The organism is Streptomyces sp. NPDC018833, assembly GCF_044390825.1.
Taxonomy (GTDB): Bacteria; Actinomycetota; Actinomycetes; order Streptomycetales; family Streptomycetaceae; genus Streptomyces.
The window spans coordinates 116005-132217 of record NZ_JBIRZM010000015.1; the positions used below are offsets into that span (position 1 = coordinate 116005).

At 70.3% G+C, this 16213-nt stretch carries 18 protein-coding genes; 13 read left to right on the forward strand and 5 right to left on the reverse strand.

Annotated features, from left to right (window positions below; all coding sequences use genetic code 11):
* Positions 1-215: 215 nt before the first annotated feature.
* From ACH5AF_RS26845 to ACH5AF_RS26875, 7 genes are all read left to right on the forward strand, one after another.
* Positions 216-1334 carry a SchA/CurD-like domain-containing protein gene (locus tag ACH5AF_RS26845; RefSeq protein ID WP_398904963.1) on the forward strand — a complete coding sequence of 373 codons (1119 nt, stop codon included), beginning with the start codon at positions 216-218 and terminating at the stop codon, positions 1332-1334.
* Positions 1335-1414: 80 nt separating this feature from the next.
* Positions 1415-1858, forward strand: a complete 444-nt coding sequence (locus ACH5AF_RS26850) for a cupin domain-containing protein (protein ID WP_398904965.1) — start codon at positions 1415-1417, stop codon at positions 1856-1858.
* A complete protein-coding gene (locus tag ACH5AF_RS26855; protein ID WP_398904967.1) occupies positions 1855-3123 on the forward strand; it encodes a beta-ketoacyl-[acyl-carrier-protein] synthase family protein in 1269 nt (422 codons plus the stop codon). The genes ACH5AF_RS26850 and ACH5AF_RS26855 overlap by 4 nt, the downstream gene beginning before the upstream one ends.
* Positions 3120-4367 carry a beta-ketoacyl synthase N-terminal-like domain-containing protein gene (locus tag ACH5AF_RS26860; RefSeq protein ID WP_398904969.1) on the forward strand — a complete coding sequence of 416 codons (1248 nt, stop codon included), beginning with the start codon at positions 3120-3122 and terminating at the stop codon, positions 4365-4367. Before ACH5AF_RS26855 ends, ACH5AF_RS26860 begins: the two co-directional genes overlap by 4 nt.
* 11 nt (positions 4368-4378) lie before the next feature.
* The gene (locus ACH5AF_RS26865) at positions 4379-4636 is read left to right on the forward strand and encodes an acyl carrier protein (RefSeq protein ID WP_398904971.1); all 258 of its coding nucleotides are present in this window, start codon (positions 4379-4381) and stop codon (positions 4634-4636) included.
* Position 4637: 1 nt separating this feature from the next.
* Positions 4638-5117 (forward strand): SRPBCC family protein, encoded by a 480-nt coding sequence (locus ACH5AF_RS26870; RefSeq protein WP_398904972.1) that lies wholly within the window; start codon positions 4638-4640, stop codon positions 5115-5117.
* Between the two features lie 37 nt (positions 5118-5154).
* Positions 5155-5487 carry a TcmI family type II polyketide cyclase gene (locus ACH5AF_RS26875; protein ID WP_215176346.1) on the forward strand — a complete coding sequence of 111 codons (333 nt, stop codon included), beginning with the start codon at positions 5155-5157 and terminating at the stop codon, positions 5485-5487.
* Between the two features lie 66 nt (positions 5488-5553).
* On the opposite strand, the gene ACH5AF_RS26880 is transcribed toward ACH5AF_RS26875, so the two are convergent.
* Entirely contained in the window at positions 5554-6582 is a 1029-nt protein-coding gene (locus tag ACH5AF_RS26880; protein WP_398904973.1) for a methyltransferase, read from the reverse strand.
* Between the two features lie 68 nt (positions 6583-6650).
* Positions 6651-7721 (reverse strand): nitrous oxide reductase family maturation protein NosD, encoded by a 1071-nt coding sequence (locus ACH5AF_RS26885; protein ID WP_398904975.1) that lies wholly within the window; start codon positions 7719-7721, stop codon positions 6651-6653.
* Positions 7722-7872: 151 nt separating this feature from the next.
* Between ACH5AF_RS26885 and hemC the strand changes: the two genes are divergently transcribed.
* On the forward strand, positions 7873-8808 hold the full coding sequence (gene hemC, locus ACH5AF_RS26890) for a hydroxymethylbilane synthase (RefSeq protein WP_398904977.1): 936 nt from the start codon (positions 7873-7875) through the stop codon (positions 8806-8808).
* Between the two features lie 38 nt (positions 8809-8846).
* On the opposite strand, the gene ACH5AF_RS26895 is transcribed toward hemC, so the two are convergent.
* On the reverse strand, positions 8847-9482 hold the full coding sequence (locus ACH5AF_RS26895; protein WP_398904979.1) for a hypothetical protein: 636 nt from the start codon (positions 9480-9482) through the stop codon (positions 8847-8849).
* A gap of 164 nt (positions 9483-9646) precedes the next feature.
* Between ACH5AF_RS26895 and ACH5AF_RS26900 the strand changes: the two genes are divergently transcribed.
* A complete protein-coding gene (locus tag ACH5AF_RS26900) occupies positions 9647-10510 on the forward strand; it encodes a metallophosphoesterase family protein (protein ID WP_398904982.1) in 864 nt (287 codons plus the stop codon).
* Between the two features lie 112 nt (positions 10511-10622).
* On the opposite strand, the gene ACH5AF_RS26905 is transcribed toward ACH5AF_RS26900, so the two are convergent.
* Entirely contained in the window at positions 10623-11513 is an 891-nt protein-coding gene (locus ACH5AF_RS26905; RefSeq protein ID WP_398904984.1) for a S1 family peptidase, read from the reverse strand.
* 333 nt (positions 11514-11846) lie between these two features.
* Between ACH5AF_RS26905 and ACH5AF_RS26910 the strand changes: the two genes are divergently transcribed.
* Positions 11847-12710, forward strand: coding sequence for a Scr1 family TA system antitoxin-like transcriptional regulator (locus tag ACH5AF_RS26910; protein WP_398905096.1), 864 nt, complete (start codon positions 11847-11849; stop codon positions 12708-12710).
* On the forward strand, positions 12707-12895 hold the full coding sequence (locus ACH5AF_RS26915) for a DUF397 domain-containing protein (RefSeq protein ID WP_398904986.1): 189 nt from the start codon (positions 12707-12709) through the stop codon (positions 12893-12895). Before ACH5AF_RS26910 ends, ACH5AF_RS26915 begins: the two co-directional genes overlap by 4 nt.
* A gap of 425 nt (positions 12896-13320) precedes the next feature.
* Here ACH5AF_RS26915 and ACH5AF_RS26920 read toward each other — a convergent pair whose 3' ends face one another.
* Positions 13321-14274 (reverse strand): helix-turn-helix domain-containing protein, encoded by a 954-nt coding sequence (locus tag ACH5AF_RS26920; RefSeq protein ID WP_398904989.1) that lies wholly within the window; start codon positions 14272-14274, stop codon positions 13321-13323.
* Between the two features lie 348 nt (positions 14275-14622).
* Between ACH5AF_RS26920 and ACH5AF_RS26925 the strand changes: the two genes are divergently transcribed.
* Together ACH5AF_RS26925 and ACH5AF_RS26930 are read left to right on the forward strand one after the other, a co-directional pair.
* Positions 14623-15483 carry a hypothetical protein gene (locus ACH5AF_RS26925; protein ID WP_398904991.1) on the forward strand — a complete coding sequence of 287 codons (861 nt, stop codon included), beginning with the start codon at positions 14623-14625 and terminating at the stop codon, positions 15481-15483.
* A gap of 31 nt (positions 15484-15514) precedes the next feature.
* Positions 15515-16027, forward strand: coding sequence for a hypothetical protein (locus ACH5AF_RS26930; protein WP_398904993.1), 513 nt, complete (start codon positions 15515-15517; stop codon positions 16025-16027).
* Positions 16028-16213 lie beyond the last annotated feature (186 nt).

Below are 16213 nucleotides of genomic sequence, written 5' to 3' on the forward strand. Positions count from 1 at the left end.
CCATGCCCCTGGTGAGGACCTTCGGGTCGCCGCTTCACCCGGCTGGTTCACATAACTCGCGCCACCGGTGGTACGTGGCGAGGATCGAGACCGGACCGCCACTGACGTTGACGGCGCTCGACGGACCGTACGCATCGGATCTCACGCTCGGGATCTCCGAGGACCGGTGTCGTACGCCGGTGTGGCGGGTTCACAGTCCAAGGAGAGGCGTGACCATGACGACGCTGTCCGAACGTATATCCCAGTCGGCCTTCGACGGCTCCCGGCTGCGCGTGGTGCTGATGCTCGATCTCTACGACGGCGCACAGCAGCAGTTCCTCGCCGCCTACGAGCACATGCGGCACCAGGTGGCGTCCGTCCCCGGGCACATCTCCGACCAACTGTGCCAGTCCATAGAGAACCCTTCGCAGTGGCTGATCACCAGCGAGTGGGAGAGCGCCCCGCCGTTCCTCGCCTGGGTGAACAGCGAGGAGCACCTGGAAACCGTCCAGCCGCTCCACGACTGCGTGCGCGATACCCGTTCCTTCCGCTACAGCGTGCTGCGCGAGACGGACGGGGCGCGCGCCGCGGTGACCGGGCAGCGCCGCTCGGGCATCCAGCCCGCGCCCCGGGTCGGTGACGGCGTCGTACGGCACGCCCTCACCTTCACGGTCAGGCCGGGCAGCGAGCGCAAGGTCGCCGGCATCCTGGCCGACTACGTCTCGCCCGAGGCCCGCGTCGACGACACGACCCGGCTGCGCCGCACCTCCCTGTTCATGCACGGCAACCGTGTCGTGCGGACCGTCGAGGTGGAGGGCGACCTGCTGGCGGCGCTGCGGCACGTGGCCCGCCAGCCGGAGGTGCGGGCGGTCGAAGAGGCCATCAACCCGTATCTGGAGCAGGACCGCGATCTCGACGACCCGAAGTCGGCCCGCGTCTTCTTCACGCGCGCGGCGCTCCCGGCCGTCCACCACTTGGCGACGACCGGCGGCAGCACCCAGGACGTCGTGCGGCACGGTCTGCTCTACCCGGCCAAGAAGGGCTGCGGCATGACGCTCGCCAAGCTGCTGGCACAGCAGGACGAGGCCGCCGCGGACGTTCCTGCCGGGCTCGTCGACAGCAGCACCGTCTTCCAGCGCGACGACATCGTCGTACGGCTCGTCGACGCGCGCGGTCCGCTCGACAAGGACCCGCTGCTCGCCATCGGCGCGCACGGCCCACGCAAGGCGGCCGTGCTGGCACGCCTGCTCGACCTCGAAGCACTCGGTGTGGACGGGTCGCCCACCGAGGACAAGGTGGCGGCGCGCCTCCTGCAGAGCGCCGACATGCGTCTGATCACCGACCGCCGCGCTTAGTTAGTGAACCGCGCCCGTCCGAGCGGAGCCACGCGCCGCACACCGCGGCTCCGCCTACCGGCCCTGTGGAGGAAACAGTCATGAGCACAACACACCGCATCGTCGATCTCGGTGAGACCCAGCCCAACCGCAGGCGCGGTGGTGACTTGCGCGCCATGCTCACGCCCACCGCCGTGGGCGCCACCAGCGGCTTCATGGGCCTCGCGATCGTCGAGCCCGGAGACCGCATCGGTGAGCACTATCACCCGTACTCGGAGGAGTTCGTGTACGTGGTGGCCGGCGATCTCGAGGTCGACCTGGACGGCGAGACGTATCCGATCCGTACGGACCAGGGGCTGATGATCCCGCCGTACGTGCGACACCGGTTCCGCAACGTGGGCCGCACCGAGGCCCGCATGGTCTTCCACCTGGGGCCGCTCGCCCCGCGCCCGGAGCTCGGGCACGTGGACACCGAGGAGAACCCTGCCGCTGAGGGCGCCGCCCGCGAGCGCCGGCCGTCCGAGCCCACGGGAGCGGTTTCGTGAACCGACGTGTGGCGGTGACCGGCGTCGGCATCGTCGCACCCGGAGGCGTGGGCGCCCCGGCGTTCTGGGGTCTGCTCGCGGACGGCCGGACCGCGACGCGGGGTATCACCCTGTTCGACCCGGCCGGCTTCAGGTCCCGTATCGCGGCCGAGGTCGACTTCGATCCCGCGGTGCACGGCCTGGACGCCCAGCAGGTGCAACGGGCCGACCGGTACGTGCAGTTCGCCATGGTCGCCGCCCGCGAGGCGCTGGCCGACGCGGGGCTGGACATGGCGCGGGAGGATCCGTGGCGGATCGGGGTGTCCATGGGCACCGCGGTCGGCGGCACGACGCGGCTGGAGCACGACTACCAGGCGGTCAGCAGTTCGGGCCGCCGCTGGGACGTCGACCACAGCGTGGCTGGGCCGCATCTGCACCGGGCGTTCTCGCCCAGTACCCTCGCCTCCGAGATAGCCGAACTCACGGGCGCGCACGGGCCCGTGCAGACGGTGTCCACAGGGTGCACCTCCGGTCTGGACGCGGTCGGTTACGGGTTCCAGGCCATCGAGGACGGCCGGCTCGACATCTGTGTCGCCGGCGCGTCGGACTCGCCGATCTCCCCGATCACCGTGGCCTGCTTCGACGCGATCAAGGCGACGTCACCGAACAACGACGACCCGGAGCACGCCTCGCGCCCGTTCGACGCCAACCGGGACGGGTTCGTGATGGGCGAGGGCGGTGCGGTGCTCGTCCTGGAGGAACTCGAACACGCCAGGGCCCGCGGTGCGCACGTGTACTGCGAGATCGGCGGCTACGCCACCTTCGGCAACGCCCACCACATGACCGGTCTCACCCGTGAGGGCCTGGAGATGGCCCGCGCGATCGACCACGCCCTGGACCACGCCCGGCTGAACGGCTCGGACGTCGACTACGTCAACGCCCACGGGTCCGGTACGCAGCAGAACGACCGGCACGAGACCGCCGCGGTCAAGAGGTCGCTCGGGCAGCACGCCTACAAGGTGCCGATGAGTTCCATCAAATCCATGGTGGGCCACTCGCTCGGCGCGATCGGCGCGATCGAGGTCGTCGCCTGCGTGCTGGCACTCGTCCACCGGACGGTGCCGCCGACGGCGAACTACGAGACACCCGACCCCGAGTGCGACCTGGACTATGTGCCGCGCACCGCACGCGAGGCGGACCTGCGCACCGTGCTGTCGGTCGGCAGCGGGTTCGGCGGGTTCCAGTCCGCGGTGGTGCTCACCCGGCCGGATGGGAGGACACCATGACTGCTCGTCACAGCCGTCGCCCCGTCATCAGCGGCATCGGTGTCGTCGCGCCCAACGGAGTGGGCACCGACGCCTTCTGGAAGGCCACCCGCGAGGGCGTCAGCGCGCTCGACCGGGTCACCCGTGAAGGCTGCGGCCATCTGCCGCTGCGCGTCGCGGGCGAGGTCAGGGACTTCGACCCGGAGGCGCTGGTCGAGCAACGGTTCCTGGTCCAGACCGACCGGTTCACCCACTTCGCGATGGCGGCGGCCGATCTGGCCCTCGCCGACGCGCGGTTGAGCCCCGGGGAACACGACGAGCCGTTCGCCATCGGGGTCGTCACGGCGGCCGGGTCCGGTGGTGGCGAGTTCGGCCAGCGCGAGCTGCAGCGGCTGTGGGGGCAGGGGCCGACCTATGTGGGCCCCTACCAGTCCATCGCCTGGTTCTACGCGGCGAGCACCGGTCAGATCTCCATCCGCGGCGGCTTCAAGGGGCCGTGCGGTGTCGTCGCCAGTGACGAGGCCGGCGGGCTCGATGCCCTGGCGCACGCCGCGTCCGCCGTGCGGCGCGGTACCGACACCGTGGTCGTCGGCGCGGCAGAGGCGCCGCTCGCCCCGTACTCGGTCGTCTGCCAGCTCGGTTACCGGGAGCTGAGCGCGGCCGAGGAGCCGGAGCGGGCGTACCGTCCGTTCACGGCGCACGCGTGCGGGTTCGTGCCCGCCGAGGGCGGCGCCATGCTCGTCGTCGAGGCCGAGTCCACCGCGCTCGCGCGCGGTGCCGCCGTGCGTGCGGCGGTGGCCGGGCACGCGGCGACGTTCACCGGTGCCTCGCGGTGGGCGGAGTCCCGCGAGGGGCTCGCCCGCGCGATCCGCGGCGCGCTCGACGAGGCGGGCTGTGCGCCGGAGGAGATCGACGTGGTCTTCGCGGACGCGCTGGGGCTGCCGGAGGCGGACCGCGCCGAGGCGCTGGCCATCGCGGACGCGCTCGGCGCGCACGGCACCCGGGTGCCGGTGACGGCCCCCAAGAGCGGCACCGGACGGGCCTACTGCGGAGCGCCGGTGCTCGATGTCGCCGCCGCGGTGCTCTCGCTGGAGCACGGACTCGTCCCGCCCACACCCCATGTGTTCGACGTCTGTCACGACATCGCCCTCGTGACGGGCACGGCCCGGCCCGCCGAGCTGCGCACGGCACTGGTGCTGAGCCGGGGACTGATGGGTTCGAACGCGGCGCTCGTGCTCCGGCGCGGTGCCGACAACCTCTCGTGAAGGAGGACCGCATGACCGCACAACTGACCGTCGAGGAGCTGGCCGCGCTGATGAAGAAGGGGGCCGGCATATCCGTCGACCCGGGCCAGATGGACGCCAGCCCGGACATCCCCTTCGAGGCGTACGGCCTCGACTCGCTCGGCCTGCTGGGCATCGTCGGCGAGCTGGAGAACCGGTACGGCCAGGCGCTTCCCGTCGAGGCCGACCGCTGCAAGACACCGCGCGAGTTCCTCGACCTCGTCAACAACTCATTGATGGCAGGAGCCTGACATGGCAGGGCACACCGAGAACGACATCATCATCGACGCACCCCTGGACCTGGTCTGGGAGGTGACCAACGACGTCGACCACTGGCCGCAGCTGTTCACCGAGTACGCCTCCGTGGAGGTGCTCGAACGCGACGGCGACCGGACGGTGTTCCGACTGACCATGTACCCCGACGAGAACGGCAAGGTCTGGAGCTGGGTCTCGGAGCGGGTGGCCGACCGGGAGGCTCTCACGGTCCGCGCCAAGCGGGTGGAGACCGGTCCTTTCCAGTACATGAACATCCTCTGGACGTACACCGAGACGCCCCAGGGCGTCCGGATGCACTGGACGCAGGACTTCGCGATGAAGCCGGACGCGCCGGTCGACGACGCCTGGATGACCGACAACATCAACAACAACTCCCGCACCCAGATGGCACTGATCCGGGACCGCATCGAGCAGCGCGCCCGTGTCCGCGAGACCACGCCCGTCACGCCGGGCTGACGTCCTACTCCTCCGACGGCCTCCGAAGGGACGCCCGATGCATCAAGCACTGATCGTCGCCCGAATGGCACCCGGGTCGGCGCCGGACATCGCCGAGGTCTTCGCGGCCTCCGACAGCGGTGAACTGCCGCACCTCGTCGGCGTCAGACGACGCAGCCTGTTCCAGTTCGGCGACGTGTACCTCCATCTCATCGAGGCCGACCGCCCACCGGGGCCGGCGATCGCCAAGGTGACCGAGCACGCCGCCTTCCGGGACGTCAGCGACCGCCTCGCGGCCTTCGTCAGCCCCTACGATCCGCAGACCTGGCGGAGCCCGAAGGACGCGATGGCCACGCAGTTCTACACCTGGCAGAGCGACCGGCCCGCCTGAGCGCGCGCGGCACGAGCAGCCGGCCCCGCGGTGATCGCGGGGCCGGCTGCTGTGTCCGCCGGTTGCTCAGCCGGGGACCACGCTCTCGAACGCGTGCAGATACGCGTTCACCGGGCGCACCTCCCCGACGACCAGCCCGGCGGCCTCCATCCGGGTGATCATGCTCTTCGTGGTGTGCTTGGCTCCGCCGACGTTGAGGAGGAGCAGCAGGTCCATGGAGGTGGTGAACGTCATCGACGGCGAGTCGTCGACGAGGTTCTCGATGACGACCACCCGAGCCTCGGGGCGGGCCGCCGCGACGACGTTGCGCAGGGTCCGTGCGGTGCTGTCGTCGTCCCACTCCAGGATGTTCTTGATGATGTAGACATCGGCGTCGACCGGGATGGACCGCCGGCAGTCGCCGGGGACGATGCTCACCCGGTCGGCGAGGGAACCGCCTTCACGCAGCCGCGGGTCGGCGTTCTCGACAACCCTGGGCAGGTCGAGCAGGGTGCCCTTCAGGCCGGGGTGCTTCTCCAGCAGGGCGGCCAGCACATGGCCCTGGCCGCCGCCGATGTCCGCGACGGTCGAAGCCCCGGCGAGGTCGAGGAGTTCGGCGACATCGCGCGCCGACTGGACGCTGGAAGTGGTCATGGCCCGGTTGAAGACCTGGGCCGACTCGGGCGCGTCCTCGTGGAGGTAGTCGAAGAACTCCTTGCCGTACAGCTCGCCGAAGACGCTGTCGCCCGTGCGCACCGCCTTGTCGAGCTTTGGCCAGGCGGCCCAGGTCCACGGCTCGGTGCACCACAGGGCGATGGAGCGCAGGCTGTGCGGATCGTCCTCGCGCAGCAGGCGGGACATCTCGGTGTGCGCGAACCGGCCGTCCGCCTCCTCGGCGAAGATCCCGTAGCAGGTCAGGGCGCGGAGCATGCGCCGCAGCGCTTTCGCGTCGGCCTTCACGGCCTCGGCGAGCTCCTCGGCTGACCGGGGCGTGTCGTCCAGGGCGTCGGCGACGCCGAGCCGGGCCGCGGCGCGCACGGACGCGGCGCAGGCCGCGCCGAAGACGAGTTCCCGCAGCCTCATGGAGGTACGGGGGGTGGTGGGTGCGGTGGTCATGCCGCCTCGTTTCTGTTCAGTGGGGCCGGGCCGGGCGGCCCGGCCGGGACGGGCCCCGGCGGCGTTGCTCAGCACATTCCGGCGGGCTCGGAGACGCCGCACATGTTGGCGTCGAAGCGGTTGCCGGTGCCCTCGGAGTCCCGGTCGGCGAGGTCGGCCGTCGCATTGCGCAGGACCACGTTGCCGCGGATGACGTTGTCCGTGCCGGGGGTGCCGACGACGCTCTTGAAGAGGACGATCCCGCCGGAGAACGGTGAGTCGCCGACGTTGTCCCACACCGTGTTCGACTCGACGAGGGTGTCCTCGGTGCCGGTGAGGACGATCCCCGCGCCCTGGATCTCGGGCAGCCTGGCCGTGGCCGCGCACGCCTTGTTGTTGCGGACGATGTGGTTGTGGCGGACCGTCAGGGCACCCGCGCGAGGCTTCGATTCGTCGCCGACGAGGAACAGCCCGGCGCAGTTCGTCGTCATCATGTTGCCTTGGACGGTCAGATTCCGCACCCGGCGGACCGTGGCCCCGATGCGGTTGTCCGTCATCATGTTGCCGCGGATCTCCGTTCCGCGAGTGTCGATGGCACCGGCTTCCTCGGAGACGGTGTTCGCGACGAAAATGCCGGCGTCGCGGTTGGACCGGAGGAGGTTGCCCGCCAGGACGGACCGGGTGGAACGCTGTTGGGCGATCCCCCAGGTGCCGTTGCTCTCGGAGATCACCCCCTGCACGGTCAGCCGGTCGGTCCCCGAGGCCCAAACGCCGCTCTTGGCGAAGCCGGAGACCGCCAGTGCGTCGATGCGTACGCCGTCGACGGGCTGCTCGGCCGTGCCGAGCACACAGACGCCGTTGCCCTGGGCAGCACAGGCGTTCTCCGCCCGGGCGGTGTCCGCCGCGGGCTTGATCACAGTACGGGCACCCGCCCCGCGCAGTCTCAGGCCGGACTTCGTGATCAGCACGCTCTCGCGGTAGGTGCCCGCGGCGATGCTGACGGTGTCGCCCGGCTGGGCGGCGTCCACGGCGGCCTGGATCGACTGACCGGGACTCACATGGTGGGTGACGCCGACGTGGGAGGCGGGAGCTGCCGCGCCGACGCCGGAGGCCATGAGGAGGGCTGCGGATGCGAGGAGGGTGATTTGTCGTTTCGTCATAATCCGAAGCTATGCGCCGAAGCGGACGAAACACCTCATACCTGGCCCGTCCGCGGTCGTGTCGCGCGCGTCGCTTCCCCAAGCAGAGCAACGCCCCCTCGCTGAACGGCATCGGTCCCGGGCCGCCTCGCCGACGCCCTATCGTGGTCGCATGACTGTGCCCGAGCGCATCCGCATCGTCTCCCGTTCCTCCCCGATGGCCCTTGCCCAGGTGGAGCGCGTCCGCGCCGAACTGGCCGCGCTGCGTCCCGGCATCCGTACCGAGGTCGTGCCCGTCACCACGACCGGTGACCGCTGGATGGGTGACCTGGCCCAGGTCGAGGGCAAGGGTGCGTTCACCAAGGAGGTGGACGCCGCCCTGCTGGCCGGTGAGGCCGACCTCGCGGTGCACTGCGTCAAGGACATCCCGGCCGACCGCCCGCTGCCCGCCGGTACGACGTTCGCGGCCTTCCTCAAGCGGGACGACATCCGTGACGCCCTGGTCCACCCCGGCGGCCTCGCGCTCGACGAGCTGCCCGCCGGTACCCGGATCGGCACGTCGTCCGTCCGGCGCGCGGCCCAACTGGCCGCGTCCCACCCCGGCCTGGAGTGCGTCCCGATCCGCGGCAACGCCAACCGGCGCCTGGAGAAGCTGTACGCGGGGGAAGCGGACGCGCTGCTGCTCGCCGTCTCGGGGCTGGAGCGCATCGGCCGGAGCGACGTGATCACCGAGGTCCTGTCGGTCGAGACCATGTGCCCGCCGATCGGCGCGGGTGTCCTCGCCCTCCAGTGCCGTGAGCACGACGACGCCGTGATCGACACGGTGAGTGCCCTCGGCGATCCGGACACCCACCGGGAGACCACGGCGGAGCGGATGTTCCTGCACGTCCTGCAGGGCCACTGCAACAGCCCGATCGCCGGTTACGCGCAGGCCGAGCGCAACGGTGACCTCTCACTGAGGGCCAAGGTGTTCACCCCGGACGGCAAGACCGTCCTCAACGCGCACGAGTGGGCCGGACGGCTGGACCCGGCCACGCTCGGCACGTCGGTGGCGGTCGCGCTGCTGCGCCAGGGAGCGCGCGAGCTCATCGACGGCATCGCGCACTAGCGTCACCCGTCCGGGGGACGGCGGGCGGGTGGGCCGGGTCAGGACTCCTCGAAGTAGGCGTCGAGCACCGCGTCCAGCTCCGCCGTCCACTCCCCCAGCCGGCTCCTGGCGTCGGCCTCGACCTCGGCGTTGAACCAGCGGTTGGCCGCGACGTGGACCGTCACGGTGAAACGCCGGCCGAAGCGCGGGGTCTTGACCTCGACCGCGCCGATCTCGTCCCAGCGGAAGTCGGCCTCCTGGTCGTCGAGCCGGAAGCGGACCCCCTCGCGGTTCACGGTGATCGAGCCCCGGCGGTCGCTGACCTCGAAGACGGGTCCGGTGTCGTCGGCGTCGTCGGCCTTGGCTGTCGCGTCGTCGGCGCTGTCCTCGGTCCCGGCCGTGTCGGCCGTGTCGGCCGTGTCGGCCGTGTCGGCCGTGTCGGCCGTGTCGGCCGTGTCGGAGACGGAGTCGGCGTCGGCGTCGGCGTCGGCGTCGGCGTCGGCATCGGCGTCGGCGTCGGCATCGGCGGTCCCCGGGGCGTCGGCCCCGGCGTCTTCCGGCTCCCGGTCCTCGCTCTCCTCCCTCCCCTCGGCCGCCCCGGGGGCGGGACGGGCGCCGACGAGGCCGGGCAGGAAGGCCGGGTCCGTGCTCACGGCGAAGTCCGGCTTGATGTTCGGATCTATCTGCTGCTCCACGGCGGGCAGTATGGACGACGAAGCTGTGCGAGGCCAATGCGCCTCCTCGCGGAGGCCCTTGCCGCCGCGTGATTCTTGTCGACGACCTACGGACCGGCCCCGGCCGTGCGGCACATGCGCCGGGCGGGGACGTCGGGCGGTCCGGCCCGAGACGGGAGAAGGACATGGGACAGACCGCCGGAAGCCTCCTGGCCATCAGCGACCTGCACGTCGCCCACGAGGCCAACCGCAGGATCGTCGACGGGCTGCGCCCCGAGTCCGACGACGACTGGCTTCTGGTCGCGGGCGACATCGGCGAGATGTCGCAAGACATCTCCTGGGCGCTGGAGACCCTCTCCGCACGCTTCGCCCGGGTCGTGTGGGCTCCCGGCAACCACGAGCTGTGGACGCCGCGCCAGGACCCGCTCCAGCTGCGCGGCGTCGAACGCTACCGGCATCTCGTGGAACTCTGCCGCTCCCTGGGGGTCGTCACCCCCGAGGACCCGTATCCCGTCTGGCCGGGCCCGGACGGTCCCGTCACCGTGGCGCCCCTCTTCCTCCTGTACGACTACACCTTCCGCACCGGCCCGGACCTCAGCCGGGAGCAGGCGCTCGCGGACGCCTACGACCAGGGCGTGGTGTGCACGGACGAGTTCCTCCTGCACCCGGACCCGTTCGACAGCCGGCAGGCGTGGTGCGAGAGCAGGGTGAAGGTGACGGAGGGCCGGCTCGCGGCGCTGGACCCGGCGATGCCGCTCGTCCTGGTCAACCACTATCCGCTGGTGCGTGAGCCGATGCGGGTGCTGCACCACCCCGAGTTCGCCCTGTGGTGCGGCACGGAACGCACCGCCGACTGGCACCTGCGGTTCAACGTCACCGCGATGGTCTACGGACATCTGCACATACCGCGCTCGACCGTGTACGACGGCGTCCGCTTCGAGGAGGTCTCGGTCGGCTACCCGCGCGAGTGGCGCACCCCGGGCTTCCGGCGCACCGTGCCGCCCCGCCGCATCCTGCCGGCCGGTCCGCCGCCGCCCGAGCGGCCGTGACGCGAACGGCGGTGCCGTCCGGACCCACGGCGCCCGGCGGGGACCGCGTCCGGTTCCGTCCGGACGCGGCCCGCCCCAAGGCACCGGGGTCGTCCGGCACCGCCTCGCGGAGTCAGCGCCGCAGCAGCTGCTTCATCCGCTTGCCCTCGGGGGACTCGGCGAGGGTGTCCCACAGCTTCTTCGAGCTGGTGGAGGTGTAGACGCCGGGCGCACCCTGTTCACCGCAGCCCTCGCCGTACGACACGATGCCGATCTGGTACGTACGGCCCGCGACCTTGCGGAACATCGGTCCGCCGCTGTCGCCCTGGCAGGAGTCCTTGTCCTCGACGCCCGCGCAGACGTTGACGGCCTTGTTGTAGCCCGGGTACGTCGCCGTGCACTCCGCGTGCGAGAGCAGCGGCACCTTCACGCCGCGCAGCCGGTCGGGGAAGCTCGGTACCTCGGTGTCGGTGTTGCCCCAGCCGATGACCGTCGCCTGCGCGCCGGGGCGGAGCAGGGCGTCGGTGCCGGCGGTCGGCATCCTCACGGCGGCGGTGCCGGTGACCGGCTTGGCCAGCTCCAGCAGCGCCAGGTCGTACGCCTCGTCCCCCTTGACGTAGCGGGGGTGCGAGACGATGCTCCGCACGTTGCGCAGCTGCCCCTGGCGCTTGTCGGACAGCACGGTCCGGCCGACCGTGACCTCGAGCTTCTTCGGCTTGACGCCCGTCACACAGTGCGCGGCCGTCAGCACCACGGTGTCGCTGATCAGGCTGCCGCCGCAGAACTGGCGATCGGCCGGGTTCCCGGAGCCCTTGCTCAGCAGGGCCGCCATCCACGGGTGGGCACCGTTGGACTGCTCCACACCACCGATGATCCTGGCGCTGGGCCTCGTCCGCTCCTCGTCGGGTGCGGTCCGCGCCGCGGCCGTGGTGACGGCCGATCCGACGAGGGCCAGCGCCGCGCTCGCCACCAGCCCGGCGGAGGTTATCCGGCGAAGGCCGTGGCGGGTCGGGGAAACTCTCATGGGGGTTGGTCTCCACTTCTGATGATGGATGCCGAAGGACCGGACTTCGCAAGGCGGTTGGCCCTCCGGCACTGTCGTGTCATCAGAGCGGCAAATCGCGCGGGAGGTTCACTCGAATCCGGAGGTTTTCCGGTGCCGCGCGCTCGGATCAGTGGCTGGTGGTATCAGCGGATCCGCGCCCAGTTGGCCGACTCCTGGACCAGGCCGCACACTCAACCGACTCGTACGCTGAGTCAGCGTACGGGCACGAAAAGTGGACGGAACGCGCAACCGGCCATGACGATGGGCCGGTTGCGAACGTACGCGGAGGTGGCCGGCATGGTGGCGGGCGGGATGGACGAGGCGGGCGGCGGGGGCGGTGGCTGCGGTTCCCCGGCGGGTGGGGGCGCGGAGCCGGAGAGCTCGGACAGCTTGAAGGCGTTCGGTGAGGTCGTCAAGGCGTTCCGGAGGCGGGCGCGGCTGACGCAGGAGCAGTTCGCGCCACGGGTGCGGTACTCGCTGCCCACGGTCGCGTCGATCGAACAGGGACGCAGGTTCCCCCCGGCGGACTTCGTGGAGCGGGCGGAGGAAGTGCTCGACGCCTTCGGCACACTGCGGGGCGCGGCCCGGCATCTGTCGCGGCGGCCTGGGCTGGCGAGTTGGTTCCGGCAGTGGGCGACGCTGGAGGCGGAGGCGATCACGCTCGACACGTACGAGTGCCGGTTGATCCCGGGGCTGCTCCAGTCGGAGGGGTACGCGCGAGCGGTGTTCGCGCAAAGTGTGCCACCGCTCAGGGACGACCAGGTGGAGGCGCAGGTGACGGCGCGGCTGGACCGTCAACGGCTGTTCCGGGAGCGGCCGAACGTGCCTTTCAGCTTCATCGTCGAGGAGGCGATGTTCACGCGGTGCCTCGGAGGCGAGGCGGTCATGCGGGGCTTACTGGACCATGTCCTGGACAGCGTGGCACTGCGGAACGTCGAGATCCAGATCATGCCTGCGAACCAGCAGCATCACGCGGGGCTGGACGGACCGATGCAACTGCTGGAAACGCCCGACCACAGGTGGCTCGGCTACGCCGAAGGACAGCAGTCGGGACAGCTCATCGCCGACCGGAAACAGGTCAGCGTCCTGTTGCAGCGGTATGCAAAACTGCGCTCACAGGCTCTCACCCCCTCGGACTCCGTGAGCCTGCTGGAGCGAACGCGAGGAGCGCTATGAGCAGCACCGCCGATCTGGCCTGGTTCAAGAGCAGCTACAGCGGCACCCAGGGCGACAGCTGCATCGAGGTGGCGACGACGCCGAAGACGGTCCACGTCCGGGACTCCAAGGTCGAGCAGAGCCCCCGGCTCGCGGTCTCGCCCGCCTCGTGGACGAGCTTCGTCTCGTACGCCGCCCAGGCCTGACCTCACAGGTGAGCGCCCCGTGCCGGTTGGGTCCGGCTCCGGGGCGCTCGTGCATCGCTGAGCGCTCGGCATCAACGAGTCAACCATGGCGGCGTCACGGTGGGCAGGCATGCCGGCGACTTCGCACGGGGGCTTCACCGGCCGCGATCGCGGCGCCGGCGGCTCGTACGTTCCGTCCCCCAGGGTCGGCACCACCGCGGTACGAACAGCCGCGCTCTGCGCTGGTGAGCGGCCGCTGAGCTTGTTAGACGTGGTGTCGTCAACGAGCGTCCGACGGGTGGTACTTGGTGGGCCGCACCCACAGCGGCGGCCCCATGGCGTCGTCTCGACCACGACCAGCCGCAGCCGGGGCACGACACAGCCGCATTGACGCGAACGCCGAACAGGCGATGTGGAGGAACCTGCGCACTACGGCAATCGGTGATTCACTCGGTTGGGTCGGCCATAGCGCGCCATTCGCGGGGGGACATGCCGTAGGCGGCCCGGAACACCCGGCTGAAGTGGGAGGGGCTGGTGAAGCCGAAGCGGTGGGCGACGGCCGCCACCGCCGGCCCGCCGCGGCCCAGTTCGCGTCGGCACGCCTCCAGTCGGCGGTGCTGGATCCACCGGCTGACCGTGGTGCCCTCGTCTTGGAAGAGACGGTGCACGTAGCGCACGGACAGGTGGTGGGCTTCTGCGATGGTCTGCGGGGACAGGTCCGGGTCGGCGAGGTGGCGGTCGATGAAGGACTGGATGCGCAGCCGCAGTGCGGCACCGGCGGAATCGGCGGTGCCGGCGGTGGCACGGCCCAGTCGCTCGGCGACCAGCGTGCCCAGCAGGTCCACGGCATTGCGGGCGAGCAGGTCGCCGATGTGTGGCGGATAGGTGGTGGCCTCGGCGGCGAGCCGGGCCAGGAACGAGGCCACCAGCGCGGCCGTCCCCGTGCCTGGCCGCAGGGGCAGCGCGGTGAGGCGGTGCAGGTCGGCCTCACGCAGACCCAGTGCCTGCCGCGGGATGGAGAAGACCTGCATCCGGAAGTGTTCGGCGAAGCCCAGGGAGTAGGGCCGCGTGGTGTCGTAGAAGGCGAGGTCGCCCGGGTTGAGAAACGCTTCCTTGCCGTCCTGGGCGACCAGGCCGGGACTGCGGCCCTGTAGGCCGACGCTGAGCTGCGCCCGGTCGGCCTTGGCGATCAGCCCCCTCGTGCGGCGCACCCTGTTCGCGTCGGCCTCGACGGTGGAGATCTGTAGACAGCCGAGCCGGTCGGTGGTCAGTCTCCCGCGGAAGGGCGTGTCGGTGTCGGGGGTGATGTGCAACGGCACGCATGTTCGCTCGATCACCTCATGCCAGTAGTCCAGCCGTTCGCCGGCGGGCACCGACGCCGTGGACAGCACGTGTCTCATCCCAAGTCGCTCCCGTTGCTCAATGTCCCGTTTGCGAATGTAGCCGCCGCAGCGGGTGAAGATCAGTGCACTCTCGGACAAGTGTCGGTGCGCTTGTGAGCAAGTGGCGCCTGGCACCGGCTCTAACGTCGGTGTGGCGCGGACCGGCCGATGGCGTCATGGCGCCCAGGTCTGCGTGATCCGCTGCCATCAGGGACTGGAGACATGGAACCTGTAGACCGAATCCGCCGGGTGACACCTCGGCGTGCTGTGCTGCGAGGCGCGGCGGCCGCTGCGGCTGGGATCACCTTGGGCGCGGGTGCCGCACTCGCCGGCGCAGGGCCGGCGCGGGCCGCCGGTCCGGCGGGGATGCCCACCTACCGATACTTACGCAACGCGCTGGCCGGGCCGCTGCGCTATGACCCGACCGGTGAGTTCATCTTCCCCACCATCCGTGGGGTGTACGACAAGATCAGTGGGGCCCGGGCCAGGTACTACCTGTACTACGCGCCGCATGAGAATCCCGGCGGGATCTGTGTGGCCTTTGGTGACACGCTCGCCGGTCCCTTCACCGAGCACCCGGCCAACCCGGTGATCGACAACCGGCTGCCGAGCACCACGGTCAGCCACGTCTCCTCCCCGCATGTGGTCTGGGATGCTGCCACACGGCAGTTCTTCTGCTACTTCCATGGCGAGAACACCGTGACCCGGGTGGCGCGTTCGAAGGACGGCATCACCTTCACCGACGAGACCCCGATCCTGAGCACCCGACTGATACCCGGCGCATCGGAGACCTCCTATGCCCGAGTCTTCGAACACCGGCTACCGGGCCGAGGCAACCGGTACGTCATGGTGTTCATGGGGGTGCGAGGCGGCCGGCGGATCTTTTACGGCTGGTCCCCCAACGGCTGGGACAACTGGCAGTTCAGCCGCACGCCGCTGGTCAACCCCGAGCCCGACGGAGTCACCGGCATCGCCGGACCTGCCCTGGTCAAACGCAACGGCACCGTCTATGTCGCCTACCACGGCAACGACGGCCGGATGCGGCTCACCGAGGTCGGCAACGCCTTCGACAAGGAGAACCACCTCGGCGTCTTCCACGCGCCCGCCCCCTCGGACAACGGCCGTGTCGCCGCGCCGTCCTTCGGCACCGAGGACGGAGTCGAGTACATGTTCTACGAAGCCGGGCCCCGGCTCGGCGCACGTATCTGCATAGCCCGCGCAGCCTGAACACCCCTCACCGCAACAGAAGGAAACCGAAATGCCAAAAGCAGGTCGCGTCTTTGCCTCCGCGGCGGCCGGATGTCTCCTCGCAGTGGCAGCTTTATCTGGCTCCGCCGCAATGGCACAGGCTGCCGAGTGGGACCCGGTCTGGAATTCCGGGCCTGTTCGGTTCAGAGCGGCCAACGACCGAAGCGAATGCCTCGCCGGCAACAGTATCGGGAAGGTGGGAGTGGCTGAATGCAAGGCAGATCCGTCCAGCACGACAAACTGGACCATGGAGCCGTGGAACAACCAGGGCCTATTCCAGTTGAGGAACAGCGTGACCAACTATTGCCTCGACATGAATCTGACCGAGGTGTACATGTCGCGCTGTAACCACAATGACGGCGGTCAGGTACTGCGGTACTCCTGCGACGATGGGCAGATCACGGCGATGGGGCCGACCTCAAAAGTTACCTGGTGGAACGACAAGACCGTCAGTGCGTCGTTCGAAAGGAACATCAAGACCAAGTGGACCGCACATCCGAAGGTCCCGCAGGACTGCCGGTGACAACCGGATCAGCTGCGTCCTCGCCGCGCACCGTGGGTCACTGCGCAGACTGCCCCTTCAGGTTCGTGCGCCAGTAGGTCGCGGTCAGCAGCACCCCCGACCACACCCGGAAGACGCCCGGTCGCGCCGTGTGCAACCCGCTTCAGACGCGGCCGCGCCGGGCCGGAGACACAGACAACGCAAGCC

Coding starts and splice junctions, on each gene's coding strand:
- ACH5AF_RS26845 (WP_398904963.1), top strand. CDS start 216: ATGACGACGCTGTCCGAACGTATATCCCAGTCGGCCTTCGACGGCTCC.
- ACH5AF_RS26850 (WP_398904965.1), top strand. CDS start 1,415: ATGAGCACAACACACCGCATCGTCGATCTCGGTGAGACCCAGCCCAAC.
- ACH5AF_RS26860 (WP_398904969.1), top strand. CDS start 3,120: ATGACTGCTCGTCACAGCCGTCGCCCCGTCATCAGCGGCATCGGTGTC.
- ACH5AF_RS26865 (WP_398904971.1), top strand. CDS start 4,379: ATGACCGCACAACTGACCGTCGAGGAGCTGGCCGCGCTGATGAAGAAG.
- ACH5AF_RS26870 (WP_398904972.1), top strand. CDS start 4,638: ATGGCAGGGCACACCGAGAACGACATCATCATCGACGCACCCCTGGAC.
- ACH5AF_RS26875 (WP_215176346.1), top strand. CDS start 5,155: ATGCATCAAGCACTGATCGTCGCCCGAATGGCACCCGGGTCGGCGCCG.
- ACH5AF_RS26880 (WP_398904973.1), bottom strand. CDS start 6,582: ATGACCACCGCACCCACCACCCCCCGTACCTCCATGAGGCTGCGGGAA.
- ACH5AF_RS26885 (WP_398904975.1), bottom strand. CDS start 7,721: ATGACGAAACGACAAATCACCCTCCTCGCATCCGCAGCCCTCCTCATG.
- hemC (WP_398904977.1), top strand. CDS start 7,873: ATGACTGTGCCCGAGCGCATCCGCATCGTCTCCCGTTCCTCCCCGATG.
- ACH5AF_RS26900 (WP_398904982.1), top strand. CDS start 9,647: ATGGGACAGACCGCCGGAAGCCTCCTGGCCATCAGCGACCTGCACGTC.
- ACH5AF_RS26905 (WP_398904984.1), bottom strand. CDS start 11,513: ATGAGAGTTTCCCCGACCCGCCACGGCCTTCGCCGGATAACCTCCGCC.
- ACH5AF_RS26910 (WP_398905096.1), top strand. CDS start 11,847: ATGGACGAGGCGGGCGGCGGGGGCGGTGGCTGCGGTTCCCCGGCGGGT.
- ACH5AF_RS26915 (WP_398904986.1), top strand. CDS start 12,707: ATGAGCAGCACCGCCGATCTGGCCTGGTTCAAGAGCAGCTACAGCGGC.
- ACH5AF_RS26920 (WP_398904989.1), bottom strand. CDS start 14,274: ATGAGACACGTGCTGTCCACGGCGTCGGTGCCCGCCGGCGAACGGCTG.
- ACH5AF_RS26925 (WP_398904991.1), top strand. CDS start 14,623: ATGCCCACCTACCGATACTTACGCAACGCGCTGGCCGGGCCGCTGCGC.
- ACH5AF_RS26930 (WP_398904993.1), top strand. CDS start 15,515: ATGCCAAAAGCAGGTCGCGTCTTTGCCTCCGCGGCGGCCGGATGTCTC.